Raw genomic sequence first — 21,047 nt, 5'->3', positions numbered from 1 at the left:
GCAAAGTAAAATGAAAAACGTTGAAATTAAAGGAATTATCCCACCGATTATTACTCCGATGAACGATGATGAAAGCATCAATGCAGCAGAACTTCGCAACCAGGTAAACCGTCTCATCGACGGTGGTGTACACGCTCTGTTCCCATTCGGTACAAACGGCGAAGGCTACATTCTCAATGACCAGGAAAAAGAACTGGTTTTGAAGACAGTTATTGAAGAAACAAATGGCAGAGTTCCTGTATACGCAGGCACAGGCTGCATCAGCACAAAAGATACAATCCGTATGTCCAAGATGGCAGAATCCCTTGGCGCAGATGTTCTTTCTATCATCACACCATCTTTTGCAGCTGCATCCCAGAACGAATTGTATGAACACTTCAAAGCAGTTGCTGAAGCAGTTCCGAACATGCCAATCGTTCTTTACAACATTCCTGCAAGAACGGGCAATGCCATCGCACCGGATACAGTAGGCAGACTGGCTGAAATCGATAACATCGTTGGTGCAAAAGATTCTTCAGGCAATTTCAACAATATTCTTGAATATATCGCAAAGACAGACAAGAACTTCAGTGTTTTATCCGGCAACGACGCACTGATCATCTGGAATCTGTTAGCAGGCGGCACAGGCGGTATCGCAGGCTGCGCAAACCTTTATCCTAAGACAATGTCTTCTATTTATGATCTGTTTATGGAAGGCAAGATCGAAGAAGCAAAGGTGGCCAATGCATCCATCGCATCCTTCAGAGCCTGCTTCAAATACGGCAATCCAAACACCATCGTTAAGACTGCAGTTGCATTGATGGGTCATCCGGTCGGCAAGTGCCGTGCACCATTCAACCAGGTGCCTGAAGCCGGTATTGAAGCCATCAAGAAAGTATTAAAAGAAAACGAAGCAAAAGGCATGGCATAGGAGGCACATGAAAATGAGTAAGAAACCGATCCTTGGTATTACAATGGGCGATCCTGCAAGTATCGGCCCTGAAATTACAGTTAAAGCATTATCTGACCCTGCAATCTATGAGAAATGCTCACCGATCATCATCGGTGACGCAGCTGTCATGGAAGCAGCAGTGGGCATCGTCGGAAAAGATGTCAAGATCAATGCTGTATCCGATGTCAAAGAAGCAAAATTTGAATTCGGTACCATTGATGTTTATGATATGAAACTTGTGGATATGGACAAACTGGAGCGAGGTGTTGTTTCTGCTATGGCCGGCAATGCAGCTTTCCAGTATGTAAAGAAAGTCATTGAACTGGCTATGAACCATGAAGTAGATGCCACAGTGACAAATGCATTAAATAAGGAAGCAATGAATCTTGCAGGTCATCATTATTCAGGCCATACAGAAATTTATGCGGAATATACAGGCACAAAGAAATATACCATGATGCTTGCCCATGAAAATCTGAGAGTTGTTCATGTTTCTACCCATGTATCCTTGAGAGAAGCATGCGACAGAGTCAAAAAAGACCGTGTGTTGGAAGTTATCCGAATCGCTGATCAGGCCTGCAAAGAACTCGGCATCAAAGAGCCGAAGATCGGTGTTGCCGGCTTAAATCCGCACAGCGGCGAAAACGGTATGTTTGGCCGTGAAGAGATTGAAGAAATCACACCGGCTATCGAAGCTGCCAAAGGTGAAGGCATCATCGTTGATGGTCCTGTCCCTCCGGATACAGTCTTTTCAAAAGCCCGGGGCGGATGGTATGATATCGTTGTAGCTATGTATCACGATCAGGGACATATTCCACTTAAAGTGGTGGGCTTTGTATACAATCAGGCAGAACAGAAATGGGATGCAGTGGCAGGTGTTAATATCACACTTGGTCTTCCGATCATTCGTGCATCTGTTGACCACGGTACTGCTTTTGACCAGGCAGGAAAAGGCGTGGCCAACGAATTAAGCCTTATTAATGCAATGGATTACGCAATCCGCATGTCAGAAGGAAGAACAAAATAGAAAGGGGACTGCTATGGAGAAGGCAAAAAATCATTGGTTTAAAGAACTTGAAGAAAATGTTATTGCAGTGGGCATTATTATCATGTTCATCATGGAAACAGTCAATGTTATCTGCAAATTCCTTGCTCCGGGCTGGATGGGCATTCCGGAAGAAATCTCAATCTTTGCCTATATCTGGGTATGTTTCTTCTGTGCAAGCTATTGTACAAAGAGAGGTGCCAATATCATCGTTGACGCACTGACAGCAAAATATCCTAAAAAGCTGCAGAACTTCCTGTTCTCAGCACAGTTCGTATTTGACGGTATTTTAACAGTATTTTTTATCTACGGCTCTGTCATCTTTGTCGCTCAGACAAAGGCAGAAGGCAGTGTGGGTGTAACAGGTATGCCATTATGGCTCATCTACCTTGCACCGCTTGTAGGTTTTGCACTTAATCTGATCAGAGATATCCAGATGTTTATCAAAACGATTAAATCATCGGATGAAGTATCTGTATCATAGAAAAAGAAAGGGGACTAAAAATGTTAGGCGTAATTTTCGGAGTATTTTTTGTAGTGCTGCTCCTCTTTGGATTTTCTATGGTGGCTGCATACGGCGCTGCGTTTATCATTCCTTCATTGATGACAGGCGGAAGCCTTTACCAGATGTCCGATATCGTCGGATGGCTGACAAGTGCAGCAGGTAAGACAACTTACGTTGCCATCGCATTATTCGTTGTATCCGGTAATATCATGTCGCAGGGACAGTTGACAGAAAAGATTTTCAATGTTTTCCGTTACTTCCTGGGAAGATTCCGTTCCTGTATTCCTTTGGTAGCTGTTTTAACTGCTATTTTCTACGGTATGATTTCAGGTTCCGGTATGGCCGTTGTTGCAGCTGTGGGTGCCATGGTACTGCCAATTCTCATTGAATACGGTTATGACCGCCTGTTCTTCGCATGTATGATCGCTGCAGCCGGTTCTCTGGGACAGCTGATTCCTCCAAGTTCAGCTATCCTTCAGTACTGCGCCATGGCAGGTACAGATGAAGGACAGATGTTCAAAGTCGGTGCAGTTATTGGTCTGACATGTGCCACTGCACTGATTGTCATCACGCTGCTTCACTGTCGTAAAGACCAGGGAGACCAGACAAAGATCCGTGAATCTTATGAAGCCCTTCGTGCAGAAGGCATAGGCAAAGTTATCGGTCACGGTATCTGGGGGATCTTATCACCGGTTATCATCCTGGGCGGTATTTTCTCCGGTCTGTTGACAGTTGTTGAAGCAGCAGCCGTATCCGTTGTTTATGCATGTATTGTTTCTCTGTTTATTTATAAGTCACTGGATCTCAAAGGCCTGTGGCTGGCCATTGTCGGTTCTGTCAAAAACGTGGCATCCGTTGCCATGATGCTGGCTTTTGCAGTTGCATTCTCAAAACTGATGGATGTGTTCAATGGCGGCGAGATCATCGGAACAGCTATCACAAGCGTTCTTTCTTCACCACAGGCATTTATCTTTGTAAGTATTATTGTTATGTCTATCGGTATGATGTTCATGAACCCGATTGCCATTATAGTACCAATCGTTGCACCAATTGCAGCATCCTTTGGTATTGATCCAATGGTTTACGGCGCAGGTATGTCCGGCATCGTAGCCATCGGTTCACTGACACCGCCTTTTGGCGTCAGCCTCTATATCATGGCACCAATTGCTAAGGTGGAGCCCTTTAAGATTGCCAAGAGCATCCTGCCATTGTGGGGCATTATGACACTGATCATCGCAATTTATATGTTCTTCCCGCAGCTGTCAACTTGGGCGTACATGTAGAATCATTGGAGTACTTATTATACGAGAGGAGAAAATCTATGGAATTCAAACATATTCAGGGACTGACCCCGGACGGAACCGTTTATTATAATGAAGATATGGGAACCCTTGAGGCTATGGTACCTCCGGGCAAATACAGCACAGCCCATGCACCGGCACTTCTTGAGCTTGAAAACGGTGATAGGCTCTGCGCATGGTTTGCTGGTTCCTTCGAAGGCAGCAAAGATATCAGCATTGTGTGCGCAAGATGGGAAAATGGCAGTGATCACTGGAGTGAACCGGTCCAGGTTTCCTATGATAGTGAGAGAAGTGAACAGAATCCTTCCTTATTTAAAGGACCGGACGGTGCCGTATGGTGTATGTATACAGCACAGTTAGACCGTATGGAAGGCAAAGACAATATGCAGTTCACCTCCATTATCCGCTGCCAGAAGAGTTTTGACGGCGGCAAAACATGGGGCGAAGCGGAAGTTATTTTCCCGGAAGAGGGCAGCTTCTGTCGTCAGCCAATCCAGGTGCTTTCAAATGGTCGTTGGATTTTCGGTAACTGGATCTGCACAGACTCTGTGAATGGTCTTGAAGGCGATCCAACTGCATTCCGTATTTCAGATGATGAAGGCATGACATGGAAGAAAGTCGACATGCCTGAAAGCAACGGTGCTGTTCATGCCAATGTTGTAGAACTTGAAGGCGGCAAACTTGTATGCTTTCTCCGCAGCCGTTTCGCTGACAACATTTATATCAGCGAATCCAAAGACTGGGGTGATACATGGACAAAACCGGTTCCGACAGTACTTCCGAACAATAACTCCAGTATCAGTGCGCTGAAACTGGCCAGCGGCAGAATTGCCATCGCTTACAACCCAACCCATGCGCCACATCCGGTATACGGCAAAGTGGCATGGCCGGGACTTCGTTGCCCTGTTGCTGTTGCACTTTCTGAGGACGGCGGCAAGACATGGCCAATGATCCGTGTCATGGAAAGAGGCGAAGGCTTCACAGGGGACGAAAATACAACCAACAACAAGCAGTACGAATACCCTTATCTGATGCAGGGCAAAGACGGCAGACTCCATCTGGCATTTGCTTACAAAAACAGAATCGGCATCAAATACATGGGCTTCACAGAAGAAGATGTCATGGGTGCAAAGCGTGAAACAGCAGGCTTCTACAACCCGACATCCGCTCAGATCAAATAGCGCTTTCTTAAGCTAACATAAAATTCCAAAAGACCCTGATGAGTGCAGTCGATTTTGACTACATTTATCAGGGTCAAACAAATGTAAGATAAGTAAGACAAGTAAGATAACAACTGAGTCAATTCCGCACAAAGTATGCGGGAGAATGATGAATAGCTGTTCAAACGAATAACAATGAGGTGAAAAATCATGATTATCGACCATATCAAACATATCGGTTTTTATGAACCAATGGCAGTGGGCATCACAGCTGCCTGGAAGGAAATTCAGCAGATGCTTCAGGAAAAAGGTGAACTTTCTGACGGACGCTATGAATTAAACAGTGTGCCAGACGGTTTTTTCAAAGTTCAACATGGTACCACCAAACCACTTTCTGAAGGAACATTTGAATCCCACAAGCAGTACATTGATGTTCAGATCCTTCTGGATGGCCAGGAAGAAATGGCCTGGATGGAACTGGCAGATCTGACAGAGGCCATTCCATACGATGCAGAAAAAGATGCTGCCAGATGGGATGGAGAACGCACACATCACATGACAATCTCAAAAGACATCTTCTATATTGCGTATCCGCACGATGGCCATAAAGCGGTGTCACATGTGGACGAACCGCATGTATTCACAAAAATCATATTGAAATTGCCTGTATAGTTATTAAAAGGCCTGTATGTATCATATTCTATTTTTATGAGGATATGAAATATACAGGCCTTTTTTATTTACGCAAGCAACGAGCCAAAGTCCGTGCTTGCACGAGACCTTGGCGTTGCTAAGCGCCAGTGGCGCTTGTTTAGCAACGACCGAAACGGAGTGTAGAGGCCGCGATAACTTGAGAAACTCGCGAAGCGTGTTTCTCATAGTTAAAAATCAAATCAATCAAATCAATTGAGCTAAATAATGAGCCGATAGACTTGAAAGAGGTGAATAAATATGGTTAGAAAAGGATATTTACAGAAGAATGGAAGGGCAAGAAATACGTATTATACCTTACATTCTACAATGCAATAATTTAATGTACTAAAAAATGAACATTTTTGCCTGTGATGGTTGATTTTTTGTAGAATATAGCGTATCATAGTACCATTGTTGCGTAATTAACCGGGCTTATTTGTCAGAATCCTGATAGGTTTGTCTATCAGGATTTTGTTTTGTCTATGTGCCGGTTGGAAAGAGGTTTTAACGTTTTTATGGAAGCATTTTCACAATTTGTCAGTCATGTAGACTCCATGATCTGGAGTATGGTGCTTGTCTTGCTCTGCCTGGGAGTCGGTCTTTATTTATCAATTCGCATGAAGTTTCCTCAGATTCGGTTACTGAAGGAAATGGTACGTTTACTTGGAGCAAAAGAAGAAAGTGAGAACGGTATTACGCCGTTTCAGGCATTTGCCACAACTGTTGGTGCCCGTGTGGGCATGGGCAACATTGCCGGTGTGGCGTCAGCCATTTATTTTGGCGGGCCGGGATCCATTTTCTGGATGTGGATCATTACCCTGATCGGGGCGGCTTCTGCCTATACAGAATCCGCATTGGGACAGGCTTATAAAGTAAAGAATCCCGATGGTGAGTATATGGGCGGACCGGCCTACTATATCGAGAAGGGACTTAAATGCAAGCCGTACGCCATTTTGTTTGCAGTGGTGGCATTCCTTGGCCCGGGATTTCTGATGCCTGGGGTTCAGATCAATTCGCTGGTAACGGTTTTTGAAGAAGCATTTTCTGTGAATAAGATTCTGGTAGGTGCCATTTGCTGTGTGATTCTTGGAATTGTTGTATACGGCAGTATTAAACGTATTGCGAAGATTGCTGAGATGCTGGCACCGGTGATGTGCGGTATTTATATCCTGGCAGCGGTTGTGATTCTTGGATTGAATATCACAAAGCTTCCGGGAATTCTTGGAGTGGTGGTTTCATCAGCCTTCGGTAAACATGCAGTTTTCGGCGGAATTCTCGGTTCTGCCGTTTCCTGGGGCGTTAAGCGAGGCATTTATTCCAATGAAGCAGGTATGGGCTGCGGCGCCATCGTATCTGCAGCGGCAGAATGTTCTCATCCGGCGAAGCAGGGGCTGATCCAGTCATTCTCTATCTATGTGGATACACTGTTCATCGGAACAGCTACAGCACTGATCATTCTGCTGACAGGTACATTTGATGTCTGCGATAGTGCGGGAAATCTGCTTCTCAGTCAGACAGGCGGCATTGAGGCTGGTATCAAATGGACACAGCATGCGCTGATGAATACATATGGAACATGGAGCGGCAAAGTACTGGCCATTGTCATCGTTTTATTTGTCTTTACATCTATGACAGGCTACTGCTATCAGGCAGAAGCGAACATCCGCTATTTGACAGGCAACAGCAAGCTGGCAGTCAACATTTGCCGTGCAGTCTTCCTTGCAGCCTCATTTTTCGGCGCACTGGTCAATGCGGACGCTATCTGGTCCATGGGTGATATCGGTTATGGACTTATGGCCTGGGCCAACATTATCGCCATTGCACTGCTGGCGCCGAAAGCGTCGGCTATATTGAAGGATTACGAACAGCAGAAGAAGGAAGGCAAGAATCCGGTCTTTGATCCGGCAAAATTCGGAATCGAGGACAAAACCGGGGTTTGGAAACGAAAATAAAATAATACTGAATTTTTTATTTATGTTTGTAGCAGTTATGTCAGAAGACCGAAGAACTCTTCGGGAGAAGGGGAGAGTTTTACGGATGATAAATCAGAATAAGAAAATACACGAAAGTGAGTCAGATAAATGGAACAGGATTTTATTTATATCAAAGAGACAGGTACAGGATCAGAATCGGCAGTGCGAAACGTTGCTATCCGTATTAAAAGTATTGTAGAAGGCGTTGATAGTCAGTGGGAGACAACGGGAGAGTACAAATGGGACGGCAGACAGCATATGCTGGCCTATACAGATTATACAGGCAATGCCATCACCAAGAATGGGATATTTGCAGATCAGGAGAAAATGCTGCTGCACCGTGTGGGCGCGATTACCTGTGATATGCTGTTTGATACATTGACTGCGACCATGGTGGATTATAAAGCCTATATGGTCGGAGCAAAATTTTTGCTGCATACAGAGACATATTCTATAGAAGAGAATGAAACAGGATTGACAATACGGGTACAGTATACGCTGGATGACAGCAGCGGTCATACACCAATTGTTGGGGAGCAGGAGATTGTGGCTGTCTTTAATTGATAAAAAATCACATCAAGCTTACATAATTATGAATTGACAAGCACCCCCTGGGGGTGTATATTGACATGTGAAAACAGTATGTCATTATATCGACCTGTCTGCCGGTGCAGGCAGTATGACTTCCGCTGACGAAGAAGGTAAGCGGCAAGCCTGGAGTTCACAACGAAAGGAATGCATAATTATGGTAAAAACAGTATTAAAAATTGATGGTATGATGTGTGGAATGTGCGAAGCACATATGAATGATCTGATCCGCAAGAACTTTAAAGTAAAGAAAGTTACATCTTCAGCAAAAGATGGAGAGACAGTCATCATCAGTGATGCAGAGTTGGATATTCCATGGGCGAAGAAAGAAATCAAAGATATTGGATATGAACTGATCAGTTATACAAGCGAACCATATGAGAAAAAGGGATTTTTCCATTTTGGTAAGAAATAAAAGCAAATAGTGCAGTAATTAAAAATCCGGAATAGGAGCCGGTCACAAAAGACAAAATCTCTGGATGATATGAAATACAGCCAAGAAAAAACTTGTATCGTGCCAGAAAATATGATAAGATGATTTCAATGTAGTAAAGTGGTACTATTTCATAGAGAAATTGGAGAATGGGCCACCAGAATGGAAGGAGTTATCTGTTATGTATATTACCTGTTTGGATGTTGAAGGCGTACTGGTACCGGAGATCTGGATCGCATTTGCGGAGGCCAGCGGAATCCCTGAACTGAAGAGAACCACCCGTGATGAACCGGATTATAATAAACTGATGAACTGGCGTCTGGGAATCCTGAAGGAGCATGGCCTTGGATTGAAGGAGATTCAGGAAACGATTGCGAAGATCGATCCGCTGCCTGGTGCGAAGGCATTCTTAGATGAGCTGAGAAGCTTCACACAGGTCATTCTGATCAGCGATACATTTACGCAGTTTGCCACACCGCTGATGGAGAAGCTGGGATGGCCGACGCTTTTCTGCAATACGCTGGAAGTGGCAGATAACGGAGAAATCACAGGCTTCAGGATGCGTACCGAGCAGTCAAAGCTCAGCACAGTGAAGGCACTGCAGTCCATCGGATTTGAGACTATCGCCAGCGGTGATTCTTACAATGACCTTGGTATGATTCAGGCCAGCAAGGCGGGATTCCTGTTCAGAAGCACAGACAAGATCAAGGCAGATTATCCGGACATTCCGGCTTATGAGACCTATGATGAGCTTCTTGCTGCCATCAGAAATGCAATGACTGAGGCATAAAAACAAACGTATAAAAATTGAAAGCGAATGCGGTATCGAGTATAAAAGAGGCTGCATTCGCTTTTTTGTTAACATTTGTTAACATCGTGTCTATTTTTATACATCAAAGGGCGGCTGTGCTATTGACATTGTCAAAAAATCCACTATAATGTAAATGAAATCTGTCTGTTACAATAGTGTTAAAAACATACAGAGTACGTATGATTATGACAGAGCTTCACCGGCAGGATCCGGAAGTGTTCAGGAGGAACTTTTTCAGGGCGGCCGGATTAAGAATGCGAGAATAGAATGAAAAATATTTTGGAGGTGTTATTGGATTTGGAGTGATGCTTTTTATATTCCAATTATCTGATAACACCTTTGTACAGTTCATCGATGATGATGTATATTCTGTCAGCATACTGTGACAGCAAGTGACAGCAGCAGTTCGGTGTTGTCAGATATGCAGGTAGGCCAGATTAAGATTAAGAGGGAGTATTGTATGTACAAAAGAAAATCAGACGGATGGATGAAGCACTTTGACTTTCTGCTATTGGACATGGTCTGTCTGCAGATTGCTTTTCTGCTTTCATTTCTTATATTGGGACGTCATGTGAATCCTTATGCGGATCCATTATACCGGAATATGGCTTTGATTCTTGAAGTCATGGATCTGACAGTGATGATCCTTTTCGGCACCCTTTCAGGTGTGCTGAAGAAAGGCTGTTATAGAGACTTTGTCATCACCGTTCAGCATGGGGCTATTCTTGGCGCCTTATCAGTGGTGTACCTTTTTATTATCAAAGAAGGGCAGAACTATTCCAGATTATCTCTGCTGATCACTTTTATCCTTTATATATTTATTACATATGGTACCAGAGAGCTTCACAAAAGGGAACTTCGCAGGCAGATGGAAACCGGAGTCAAGCAAACCTTATTCATTGTTACATCCCAGGATATGGTGGGAGACGTTATTGCCAATATGAAGGATCACAATTACGCCCGCTATAAGCTGGCAGGTGCTGCCGTGATTGATGATGATCAGGTGGGCAGAAGCTATCATGATGTGACAGTTGTGGCCAACAAGGACAATGTTGTCTCATACATCTGTCATCAGTGGGTGGATGAAGTACTGATCGTGATTTCGGATCATGTAGCATATCCGCAGAAATTGATCAACCAATTGGCAGAAACAGGAGTGACTGTGCATCTGAACCTGGCCAAGGCATCTGATCTGCCGGGCAAAAAGCAGTTTGTGGAGAAAGTCGGTAACTATACAGTACTTACAACAAGTATCAACTGTGCTTCTGCAAGACAGCTTCTGGCAAAGCGTATGATGGATATCGCCGGCGGACTGGTGGGATGTCTTCTGACAGGCATTATCTTCATCTTCGTGGCACCGGCCATCTATATCAGTTCTCCGGGACCAATCTTCTTTGCACAGGAGAGAGTCGGCAAGAACGGCAAGAAGTTCAAGATGTACAAATTCCGCAGCATGTATGTGGATGCGGAAGCCCGCAAAGCCGAGCTGATGAAGGATAATAAGCTGGGTGACGGCAAGATGTTCAAAATGGACTTCGATCCAAGAGTCATCGGCAACAAAGTTTTACCGGACGGCAGCCACAAAACCGGCATCGGAGATTTCATCCGAAGGACAAGCTTAGATGAATTTCCACAGTTCTTCAATGTGCTAAAAGGAGATATGTCCATCGTCGGCACAAGACCACCACTGATCTCAGAAACCAACCTGTATGAATTGCATCATTATGCAAGACTGGCTATCAAACCGGGCATCACCGGACTGTGGCAGGTCAGCGGCCGAAGCGACATCACAGACTTCGAAGAAGTGGTGAGACTGGACAAGGAATACATTGAGAACTGGGATATCGCGATGGACATCAAGATACTGCTTAAGACAGTGATGGTGGTTCTGAGAAAAGATGGATCGATGTAGGAAGCGTATGAAAACAGTTGGAGGAAGTATGAAAAAGAGACTTACAGTTGCCATGTTTGGCCAGAAAAGGCTCACCAGAGAGGGCGGAGTGGAAATCGTTGTCAAAGAGCTCTGTACCAGAATGGTACAGAGAGGGTATCAAATTACCTGTTACAACCGTTCAGGCCACCATGTCAGCGGTGCAGAATTTGACAGTAATGAGAAAACAGAATATCCGGGTATCCGTCAAAAATCTGTTCTGACAATTGAAAAAAAGGTCTGGCAGCAGTAAGTTCTTCTTTCTTTGCAGCTTTGTACAGTGCACTGGGCAAATATGATGTTGTCCATATTCATGCAGAGGAACCGGCATTCTTTTCCTGGATACCTAAATTGTTTGGCAAAAAAGTTGTTGTTACCATTCATGGCCTGGACTGGTCCAGAGAGAAATGGAAATCCGGTTTTGGGTCAAAATTCATCCGCCAGGGTGAGAAAAATGCTGTGAAATATGCCGATGAGATCATTGTTTTAAGTAAAGGTGTTCAAGACTACTTTGAGCGGACTTACGGCAGGAAGACACATTTTATTCCAAATGGTGTTAACCGGCCAGTCATCAGACAGCCGCAGCTAATCACGGACAAATTTGCCTTAACAAAAGATTCTTACATCCTTTTCCTCGGCCGATTAGTGCCGGAGAAGGGCATCAGGTATCTGGTGGAAGCGTTCAAGGAAGTCAAGACAGACAAGAAACTGGTAATTGCGGGCGGCTCCAGTGATACAGATGATTTCACGGCTGAACTAAAGAATCTGGCCGAAGGTGATGACAGAATTATCTTTACAGGATTTGTACAGGGCCAGCTGTTGGATGAACTGTACAGCAATGCTTACATATATACATTGCCTTCTGATCTGGAAGGTATGCCCTTAAGTCTTCTGGAAGCCATGAGTTACGGCAACTGCTGTCTGGTCTCCGATATACTGGAATGTACGGAAGTGGTCGAAGATACGGCAATAATCTTTAAAAAATCAGATGTCAGTGATTTGAAGAAAAAACTGCAGAAAGCCTGTGAACAGCCGGAGACAGTTAAGCGGTTAAAAGAGCAGGCGGCTGATTATATATGCAGAAAATATAACTGGGATGATGTTGTGAAAGAAACAGTGAAGCTGTATAGGAGAGATATCTAATTCTTTTAGAATAAATATCTTCTGCTTTCGGGTTAATGACATTGCGTATTTACAACGCTTTCTGAACTGTGGGCGGAGCTGCGAGAGCAGTTTTTATCTCAGAAACTGCTTTTAGCAAAAGCAGATGAAATTATCAATCATCATAACTTTCAGTATCACTACCTGCGTTTGTATGGAGCACTCTGGTTTATGAACAACACATTGGAAGTGCTTCATCTGAACAGAGGTAGTGACACTTAAAATATAGGCTTCAAAAAAATAAGGAGACAAATGCAATGAGTATAGTTAATTTAGAGAATAAAACAATTCTAGTCACAGGCGCGGCCGGATTTATCGGTTCCAATCTTGTGAAGCGAATTTATCAGGAGGCTCCTTCTGCTACGGTTATCGGCATTGACAATATGAATGCCTACTATGATGTGGCACTGAAAGAGTTCCGTCTGAATGAGCTGGCCAAGTATCCCACATTCACTTTTATCAAAGGCAATATTGCTGACAAGGTACTGATCACCGAGCTGTTCGAGAAGTACAAGCCGTCTGTGGTCGTCAACCTTGCGGCACAGGCTGGTGTGCGTTACTCCATCACCAACCCGGATGCCTATGTGGAATCTAACTTGGTCGGCTTTTTCAATATCCTTGAAGCCTGCCGCCATTGTGAGAGTCTAGAGCATTTGGTTTATGCTTCTTCTTCCAGTGTCTACGGTAGCAACAAGAAAGTGCCGTACAGTACCGATGACAAGGTGGATAACCCGGTTTCCCTATATGCGGCAACTAAGAAATCCAATGAGCTGATGGCTCACGCTTACTCCAAGCTGTACAACATTCCGTCTACTGGTTTGCGCTTTTTCACAGTGTATGGTCCTGCAGGCCGTCCTGACATGGCTTACTTTGGCTTTACTAACAAGCTGGTCAAGGGTGAGACCATCAAGATTTTCAACTATGGAAACTGCAAGCGTGACTTTACTTATGTAGACGATATCGTCGAGGGTGTTGTTCGTGTGATGAAGAAGGCACCGGACAAGAAGAATGGTGAGGACGGTCTGCCGGTTCCGCCGTATGCCGTTTACAACATCGGCAATCAGAATCCGGAGAATCTGCTGGACTTCGTACAGATTCTGAGTGAGGAGCTAGTTAGAGCGAAGATTTTGCCGGAAGATTATGACTTCGAGGCACACAAGGAACTGGTTCCAATGCAGCCGGGTGATGTACCTGTGACCTATGCAGACACCAGTGCGTTGGAGCGTGACTTCGGATACAAGCCGAGCACAAGTCTGCGGACAGGATTAAGAAAGTTCGCTGAGTGGTACGCTGAATTTTATAAATAAGAAATAAGAAAATTAGAGGGACAGAGAAATGAGAGAGTTTAAGGATTTAAAGATTGCTGTTGCCGGAACGGGATATGTTGGCCTTTCCATTGCTACGCTGTTATCTCAGCATCACAAGGTGACTGCTGTGGATATCATCCCTGAGAAAGTTGAACTTATCAATAATAAAAAGTCACCGATTCAGGACGAATATATCGAAAAATATCTGGCAGAAAAAGAGCTGGATCTGACTGCAACTTTGGATGCTAGGGAAGCATATAGTGATGCAGATTTTGTGGTTATTGCTGCACCTACGAATTACGATAGCAAGAAGAATTTCTTTGACACCAGTGCGGTGGAAGCTGTGATAAAGTTGGTTATCGAGTACAACCCGGAAGCCATTATGGTTATCAAGTCGACGATTCCGGTTGGCTATACGGCTTCTGTGCGTGAAAAATTCCACTGCGACAATATCATTTTTAGTCCGGAATTCTTGCGTGAGAGCAAGGCATTGTATGACAACCTTTACCCTTCTCGTATCATTGTCGGTACCGATGTAGATAATGCTCGTCTGGTAAAGGCTGCACACACTTTTGCAGAACTCCTGCAGGAAGGTGCTATAAAAGAGAATATCGATACTTTGTTCATGGGCTTCACCGAGGCTGAGGCTGTTAAACTGTTCGCTAACACCTACTTGGCTCTGCGTGTCAGCTATTTCAACGAACTGGATACTTATGCCGAGATGAAGGGTTTGAATACTCAGCAGATCATCAATGGTGTCTGCCTTGATCCTCGTATTGGTACTCATTATAATAATCCGTCCTTTGGATATGGTGGATATTGTCTGCCGAAGGACACCAAGCAGCTGCTGGCCAATTATGCTGATGTGCCGGAGAACCTGATTGAAGCTATTGTTGAGAGCAATAGAACAAGAAAAGACTTCATTGCTGATCGTGTTCTGGAGATTGCTGGTGCTTACGAAGCAAATGACAGCTGGGACGAAAGCAAGGAGAAAGAAGTTGTTGTTGGTGTTTACCGGCTGACGATGAAGAGTAACAGTGATAACTTCCGCCAGAGTTCCATTCAGGGTGTCATGAAGCGCATCAAAGCCAAAGGCGCAACTGTCATCATTTATGAGCCGACTTTGAAAAATGGAGAGAAATTCTTTGGCAGCGTTGTGGTTAATGATTTGGAGGAGTTCAAGGAAACGAGTCAGGCTATCATTGCAAACCGCTATGACAAGTGTCTGGATGATGTGAAGGATAAGGTTTATACACGCGATATTTTTCAGCGTGATTAACACAAATGATTAATAAAAAAGGAGAAAAAAATATGTCTACATTTGATAACGCAACTCTTATGATCACTGGTGGTACTGGTTCTTTTGGTTCTACGGTTTTGAAGCATTTCTTGGACTCTGATTTGAAGGAAATTCGTATTTTCTCCCGTGACGAGAAGAAGCAGGATGATATGCGCCATGAGCTTCAGGCTAAACATCCAGAAGCAGCTAAAAAGGTGAAATTCTACATCGGAGATGTTCGTAATCCTCAGTCCATCCGTGATGCTATGCCTGGTGTTGATTATATCTTCCATGCTGCAGCTCTGAAGCAGGTGCCTTCCTGTGAATTCTTCCCTATGCAGGCTGTCCAGACCAACATTATCGGTACCGATAATGTGCTTCACGCTGCTATCGACGCAGGTGTCAAGCGTGTCGTTTGCTTGTCTACTGATAAGGCAGCTTACCCAATCAATGCCATGGGCATTTCTAAAGCCATGATGGAACACGTTATTTACGCCAACGCCCGTGTAGCTGCGGAACGTGGTGGTACCACTATCTGCTGTACTCGCTATGGTAACGTTATGTGTAGCCGTGGAAGCGTGATTCCTCTGTTTATTGATCAGATTAAAGCAGGCAATCCGATTACTATTACTGATCCTAGTATGACACGTTTCCTGATGAATTTGGATGAAGCTGTTGATTTAGTTATGTTTGCTTTCCAGCATGCAAATCCTGGTGATTTGTTCATCCAGAAGTCTGATGCTTCTACGATCGGTGATCTGGCAAAGGCTGTTCAGCAGCTTTTTGGTGACACTGGTACGAATATCATAGGCACTCGTCATGGAGAAAAGTTGTTTGAGACTCTGATGACTCGTGAGGAGCGTCTGCGCAGCGAGGATATGGGTCACTATTTCCGCGTGGCTGCTGACAACCGCGATTTAAACTACGATAAGTTTGTGGTCAGGGGAGAAGTACATACTATGGCAGATGAGTCTTACACAAGCCATAATACGAATCGTCTGGATGTGGAAGGAACTGTGAAAAAGATTATGACCACCGAGTATGTTCAGAATGAACTGAAAGGCATTCCAAATGTGTAAAGAAAAACTGCTGTTAGTGGGTGCAGGTGGATTTGGTCGTGTTGCATCTGAAACAGCGGTTTTGAATTATGACTGTGCTTTTGTAGATGATGGGTTTGGAATGGGCACTGAAATATGTGGAGTAGAAGTGATTGGAAATACTTCGGATTTACAGACACTTTTTGGAGAATATAAAAAACTGATTGTCACGATCGGGAATAATCGTGTCCGAGAGAGTATTTATAATATAGCAGCCAAAATCGGATATGAGTTTCCGAATCTGGTTCATCCTAGCACATATATAAGTCCATATGCAAAAATCGGATGGGGTTGCGTTTTTCTGAATCATGTAACTGTTCAAAATGGCTCTGTAGTAGGTAACGGTGTACTGCTGAATCCAGGGGTTGAAATCCACCACGACTGTTCTGTAGATGATTTTGATTTGATTTACACCAATTCAGTGGTGCGTACATATGCCAAGGTTGGAAAGCGTGTTCGAATCGGCAGTAATGTGACAATTAGCAACGACGCAGTTGTTCCAGATGATGCAGATATCCCGAATTGCACTGCGATAAAATAAAGAGGTGAGAATATGAATGTTCTTGTAACGGGTGCCAAGGGTATGGTTGGAACTGCCCTGTGTAATAATTTAAAAAATATTCGAGACGGAAAAAATAAAACCCGACCAGAAATAGCAATTGAGGAAATATATGAATATGATTTAGGTTCAACGGCAGAAGAGTTGGATGAATACTGCCAAAAGTCAGATGTTGTTTTTAATTTGGCAGGTGTGAATCGTCCAGAAAACCCTGAGGATTTTATGAAGGGAAATTTCGGATTTGCCTCTGCTCTGTTGAACTGCCTGAAAAAGCACAACAACAAAGCAACTATTATGCTGTCTTCTTCCATTCAGGCTACATTATCTGGACGTTTTGGAAACAGCGAATATGGACGTAGTAAAAAGGCTGGCGAGGAGCTGTTCTTTGATTATGCACAAGAAACGGGAGCAAAGGTTGCTGTTTATCGTTTTCCAAACCTGATGGGTCATAGCTGTCCGAAGTACAATAGTGCGGTTAGTACCTTTTGCTGGGCGGTCGCAAATGATGAGCCGTTCACTGTTAATGATCGTAGCACAGAACTTGAATTGCTTTATATTGATGACCTTGTAGAAGGTATGTTTGATTTGCTGGAAAATAAAGAGAAACACTGTGAGTTCGATGGTGTTGAAACTGTATTGAAAGAGGATGGTCGCTATTGTTGTGTACCTGTTACGCATAAGGTCACGCTGGGCGAAATCGTTGATTTATTGCAAAAATTCAAACAGCAATCTACTACACTTATGATGCCTAAGATGCCGGATGGCTCTTTTACAAAGAAACTGTATTCCTTATATTTAACATACCTTCCAGCTGACAAGTTCAAATATACGCTGAAGATGAACGTAGATAACAGAGGTTCTTTTACCGAACTGGTTCACACAGAGGATTGCGGACAGGTAAGTGTCAACATCAGCCGACCTGGTATCACCAAGGGGCAGCATTGGCATAATTCGAAATGGGAACTGTTTATTGTTGTAGCTGGACATGGACTTATTCAGGAGCGAAACATCAATACAGGTGAGTTCGTGGAGTTTGAAGTATCTGGTGATAAGATGGAAGCGGTTCACATGATTCCCGGGTGGACACACAATATTATCAATTTGTCTGACACCGAGAATTTGGTGACTGTTATGACCTGTAATGAAATCTTTAATCCGAGTCATCCGGACACATTTTTTGAGATAGTGGGGGAGGAGAAAAAAAATGGCTGATTATAGTAATGTATCATTTAAGAATAATGGAAAACTAAAATTATTGATTATTGTTGGTACTCGTCCTGAGATTATTCGCTTGGCAGCTGTTATAAACAAAACTCGTAAATACTTTGATGTGATTTTGGCTCATACGGGTCAGAATTATGATTATAACCTAAATGGTGTATTCTTCCATGATTTACAATTGGCTGACCCAGAAGTATATATGAATGCGGTTGGTGCGGATCTTGGTGAAACTATGGGCAACATCATCGCTGAAAGTTACAAACTGATGGCAGAAATTCAGCCGGATGCAATTCTGGTACTGGGTGATACCAACAGTTGCTTGTCTGTTGTTGGCGCAAAGCGTTTGCATATTCCGATTTTCCATATGGAAGCAGGTAACCGTTGCAAGGACGAGTGTCTGCCGGAAGAAACCAATCGGCGCATTGTAGACATTATTTCTGATGTCAATATGGCATATTCTGAGCATGCTCGTCGTTACCTAGCAGACACAGGTCTTCCTAAAGAACGTACTTTTGTGACAGGTTCTCCGATGGCGGAAGTTCTGCACCAGAATCTGGAGAAGATCGAGACATCGGATATTCATCGGCGATTAAGTTTGGAAAAGGGCAAATATATACTGTTGTCTGCTCACCGCGAGGAGAATATTGATACAGAAAAAAACTTTACGTCACTGTTTACAGCTATCAATAAGATGGCGGAAAAATATGATATGCCTATTCTTTACTCTTGCCATCCGCGTAGCCGTAAGCGTTTGGAGCAGAGTGGGTTCGAATTGGATAAGCGCGTCATCCAGCACGAGCCTTTGGGGTTTCATGATTATAACTGCTTGCAGATGAATGCGTTCTGTGTTGTAAGCGATAGCGGTACACTTCCAGAAGAGAGTAGTTTCTTCACCAGTGTAGGACATCCGTTTCCAGCAGTTTGTATCAGAACATCAACGGAACGTCCAGAAGCATTGGATAAAGCTTGCTTTGTGCTTGCAGGTATTGATGATAGGAGTCTTTTACAGGCGGTTGATACAGCAGTTCAGATGAATCTGGATGAAGATTATGGTATCCCGGTGCCTGATTATATAGAAGAAAATGTAAGTTCAAAAGTGGTAAAGATTATCCAGAGTTATACAGGTGTAGTAGATAAGATGGTTTGGAGAAAGTTTTAAAATGCAAAAAATGGAACGAATAAAGATAATTGGTGTGGATATATCTGTGGTGGATTTCAATTCGGCTCAAAAGTATTTATTCGACAATTTTGAAGAGGCGAGAGGACACTATATATGTGCAGCAAATGTACATACGACGGTTACAGCCCATGAAAATAGTAATTACAGAGAAGTTCAGAATAACTCTTTTATGACGCTTCCAGATGGAAAACCATTATCGGTGGTTGGAAAAAAACGAGGAAAAAGCTCTATGGGAAGAGTAACAGGTCCGGATTTTCTTGAGGAAGTATTAAAAAGGACAGAAAACACAGAAGTAAGACACTATTTCTATGGTACGACACAGGAAAATCTAGATAGTTTCATTTCTGCAGTAAAGAAATCATATCCAAATTTGAAAATCGTAGGTGTTGAACCATCTGTATTTAGATCACTCACTGTGAAAGAAGAGGACGAATTACTCGAAAGAATCAGTGAATCGCAAGCGGATTTCGTTTGGATTGCATTGGGAGCACCAAGACAGGAAATTTTTTGCAATAAATTATCAAGTCGGTCTAATGCGGTATGGGTGGCAGTTGGAGGTGCGTTTAATGTAATCTCTGGAGTTATCCCAAGAGCACCGCAGTGGATGCAAGATCATGGACTTGAATGGTTTTATCGTTTTATGAAAGAACCACGAAGATTATTTAAGAGATATTTTGTAACAAATAGCAAGTTTTTATGGTACTTGTTTAGAGATAAAGGTGAAAAATGAAAAAGAAAGTATGTATGATAGTGCCTAGTTTTTCTGCAAAGGGCGGAATTACCTCTGTAGTCAATGGGTACCCAAACTCTCAATTGACAGAAAATTACAATGTACGATTTATAGAAACTTATTGTGATGGAAATATAATTCGAAAAGTCTCTAAAGCAATGAGAGCATATTTTAAATTTATTTATACAGCTTTGTTTTGGAAACCAGATTTAGTCCATATTCATACATCTTTTGGAAGAAGTTTTTATAGAAAGGCTTTAATAATTGAGATGTCCTCTCTTGCTAAAATTCCAGTTATCAATCATGTTCACGGTGCAGATTTTAATGAGTTCTATCGAAGAAAATCTAAGAGAAAGAAGAAAAACATAGAAAAAATATACAATAAATGCATCAGAACCATCGCACTGTCAGAAGAATGGAAAAAGAATCTTGCTGAGATTGTGCCAGAACAGACAATAAGAGTTGTTGAAAATTATGGTGTTTTACAAGAAGATTTGATCAAAGAAAAAATCACAAAACCGAATAATAAATTGATTCTTTTTTTGGGTTTTATATGTGAAAGAAAAGGGTGCTTTGATATTCCAGCTATTGTAGACCAAGTGTGCAGAAAAATACCGGATGCTCGGTTTATTCTTGGTGGAAGTGGTGAAATCGAAAAAGTTAAACAGAAACTCAGTGCGAAATATAAAGATAATGTGGAATTTCCAGGATGGGTCCGAAATGAGCAAAAAAAGCAATATTTGAGAGAGGCAGACGTTTTTCTTCTCCCTTCGTATAATGAGGGCATGCCTATGGCAATATTGGACGCTATGGGGTGTGGCCTTCCAATTGTGAGTACAGATGTTGGAGGTATTCCTAAAATTGTAAGGCAAGGAATTAACGGATATTTGTATAAACCAGGTGACAGTAAAAGCATGGCTTGTGCAATTATTGAGTATCTTACAGATGATGAAAAGAGATTAAAAGCTGGACGGGAAAGTGTTGATGTTATAAGAAAATCATATTCTCTACAGCAAAATATTGATAAACTTGAAAGAGTTTATACGGAAGTGGAGAGATTGAGAAGTGACAAGCTATTACAGAAGAAATCTATATAAAATGGGGGGGCTGAAATCAATAAAAAAATAGGAAGCCTCGTATATA

General features: G+C 43.0%; 19 protein-coding genes and 1 pseudogene. All 20 read left to right on the top strand.

Going from position 1 to position 21,047, the window contains the following annotated elements; translation table 11 throughout:
• Positions 1 to 10 precede the first annotated feature (10 nt).
• The 20 genes and pseudogenes from dapA to HED67_RS07395 all read left to right on the top strand — a co-directional run bounded on the left by dapA (position 11) and on the right by HED67_RS07395 (position 21,001).
• Entirely contained in the window at positions 11 to 910 is a 900-nt protein-coding gene (gene dapA, locus HED67_RS07490) for a 4-hydroxy-tetrahydrodipicolinate synthase (RefSeq protein WP_221717926.1), read from the top strand.
• Positions 911 to 953: 43 nt separating this feature from the next.
• On the top strand, positions 954 to 1,958 hold the full coding sequence (gene pdxA / locus HED67_RS07485) for a 4-hydroxythreonine-4-phosphate dehydrogenase PdxA (protein WP_221717969.1): 1,005 nt from the start codon (positions 954 to 956) through the stop codon (positions 1,956 to 1,958).
• A 13-nt stretch (positions 1,959 to 1,971) separates the two neighbouring features.
• On the top strand, positions 1,972 to 2,460 hold the full coding sequence (locus tag HED67_RS07480; RefSeq protein WP_221717925.1) for a TRAP transporter small permease: 489 nt from the start codon (positions 1,972 to 1,974) through the stop codon (positions 2,458 to 2,460).
• Positions 2,461 to 2,480: 20 nt separating this feature from the next.
• A complete protein-coding gene (locus HED67_RS07475) occupies positions 2,481 to 3,764 on the top strand; it encodes a TRAP transporter large permease subunit (RefSeq protein WP_221717924.1) in 1,284 nt (427 codons plus the stop codon).
• 38 nt (positions 3,765 to 3,802) lie between these two features.
• Positions 3,803 to 4,963, top strand: a complete 1,161-nt coding sequence (locus HED67_RS07470) for a sialidase family protein (RefSeq protein ID WP_221717923.1) — start codon at positions 3,803 to 3,805, stop codon at positions 4,961 to 4,963.
• Between the two features lie 189 nt (positions 4,964 to 5,152).
• Positions 5,153 to 5,614, top strand: coding sequence for a YhcH/YjgK/YiaL family protein (locus HED67_RS07465; protein ID WP_221717922.1), 462 nt, complete (start codon positions 5,153 to 5,155; stop codon positions 5,612 to 5,614).
• A gap of 536 nt (positions 5,615 to 6,150) precedes the next feature.
• Positions 6,151 to 7,587: an alanine/glycine:cation symporter family protein gene (locus HED67_RS07460; protein WP_221717921.1), complete on the top strand. Its 1,437-nt coding sequence runs from the start codon at positions 6,151 to 6,153 to the stop codon at positions 7,585 to 7,587.
• A 129-nt stretch (positions 7,588 to 7,716) separates the two neighbouring features.
• The gene (locus tag HED67_RS07455) at positions 7,717 to 8,172 is read left to right on the top strand and encodes a DUF1934 family protein (RefSeq protein ID WP_178440788.1); all 456 of its coding nucleotides are present in this window, start codon (positions 7,717 to 7,719) and stop codon (positions 8,170 to 8,172) included.
• A 67-nt stretch (positions 8,173 to 8,239) separates the two neighbouring features.
• Entirely contained in the window at positions 8,240 to 8,611 is a 372-nt protein-coding gene (locus HED67_RS07450; protein ID WP_330656559.1) for a heavy-metal-associated domain-containing protein, read from the top strand.
• A 199-nt stretch (positions 8,612 to 8,810) separates the two neighbouring features.
• A complete protein-coding gene (gene thrH, locus HED67_RS07445) occupies positions 8,811 to 9,419 on the top strand; it encodes a bifunctional phosphoserine phosphatase/homoserine phosphotransferase ThrH (protein ID WP_221717920.1) in 609 nt (202 codons plus the stop codon).
• 481 nt (positions 9,420 to 9,900) lie between these two features.
• Complete coding sequence (locus HED67_RS07440; RefSeq protein ID WP_221717919.1) at positions 9,901 to 11,352, top strand: sugar transferase; 1,452 nt, start codon at positions 9,901 to 9,903, stop codon at positions 11,350 to 11,352.
• 28 nt (positions 11,353 to 11,380) lie between these two features.
• Positions 11,381 to 12,513: pseudogene (locus tag HED67_RS07435) on the top strand (glycosyltransferase family 4 protein).
• A gap of 275 nt (positions 12,514 to 12,788) precedes the next feature.
• Entirely contained in the window at positions 12,789 to 13,838 is a 1,050-nt protein-coding gene (locus HED67_RS07430) for an NAD-dependent epimerase/dehydratase family protein (protein WP_221717918.1), read from the top strand.
• A gap of 28 nt (positions 13,839 to 13,866) precedes the next feature.
• A complete protein-coding gene (locus HED67_RS07425; protein WP_221717917.1) occupies positions 13,867 to 15,117 on the top strand; it encodes a nucleotide sugar dehydrogenase in 1,251 nt (416 codons plus the stop codon).
• Between the two features lie 32 nt (positions 15,118 to 15,149).
• Positions 15,150 to 16,196 carry a polysaccharide biosynthesis protein gene (locus HED67_RS07420; RefSeq protein WP_221717916.1) on the top strand — a complete coding sequence of 349 codons (1,047 nt, stop codon included), beginning with the start codon at positions 15,150 to 15,152 and terminating at the stop codon, positions 16,194 to 16,196.
• Complete coding sequence (locus HED67_RS07415; protein ID WP_221717915.1) at positions 16,189 to 16,755, top strand: PglD-related sugar-binding protein; 567 nt, start codon at positions 16,189 to 16,191, stop codon at positions 16,753 to 16,755. Before HED67_RS07420 ends, HED67_RS07415 begins: the two co-directional genes overlap by 8 nt.
• Before the next feature lie 12 nt (positions 16,756 to 16,767).
• On the top strand, positions 16,768 to 17,985 hold the full coding sequence (locus HED67_RS07410) for a polysaccharide biosynthesis C-terminal domain-containing protein (protein WP_221717914.1): 1,218 nt from the start codon (positions 16,768 to 16,770) through the stop codon (positions 17,983 to 17,985).
• The gene (gene wecB, locus HED67_RS07405; protein WP_221717913.1) at positions 17,978 to 19,153 is read left to right on the top strand and encodes a non-hydrolyzing UDP-N-acetylglucosamine 2-epimerase; all 1,176 of its coding nucleotides are present in this window, start codon (positions 17,978 to 17,980) and stop codon (positions 19,151 to 19,153) included. The genes HED67_RS07410 and wecB overlap by 8 nt, the downstream gene beginning before the upstream one ends.
• 1 nt (position 19,154) lies before the next feature.
• Positions 19,155 to 19,904, top strand: a complete 750-nt coding sequence (locus HED67_RS07400; RefSeq protein ID WP_221717912.1) for a WecB/TagA/CpsF family glycosyltransferase — start codon at positions 19,155 to 19,157, stop codon at positions 19,902 to 19,904.
• A complete protein-coding gene (locus HED67_RS07395; RefSeq protein WP_221717911.1) occupies positions 19,901 to 21,001 on the top strand; it encodes a glycosyltransferase family 4 protein in 1,101 nt (366 codons plus the stop codon). The genes HED67_RS07400 and HED67_RS07395 overlap by 4 nt, the downstream gene beginning before the upstream one ends.
• Positions 21,002 to 21,047 lie beyond the last annotated feature (46 nt).

Origin of the sequence: Pseudocoprococcus catus (assembly GCF_019734885.1) — a bacterium.
Lineage (GTDB): Bacteria > Bacillota > Clostridia > Lachnospirales > Lachnospiraceae > Coprococcus_A > Coprococcus_A catus.
The sequence above is the reverse complement of the archived record's forward strand: the minus strand, read 5'-3'. Positions and strand labels throughout refer to the sequence as shown.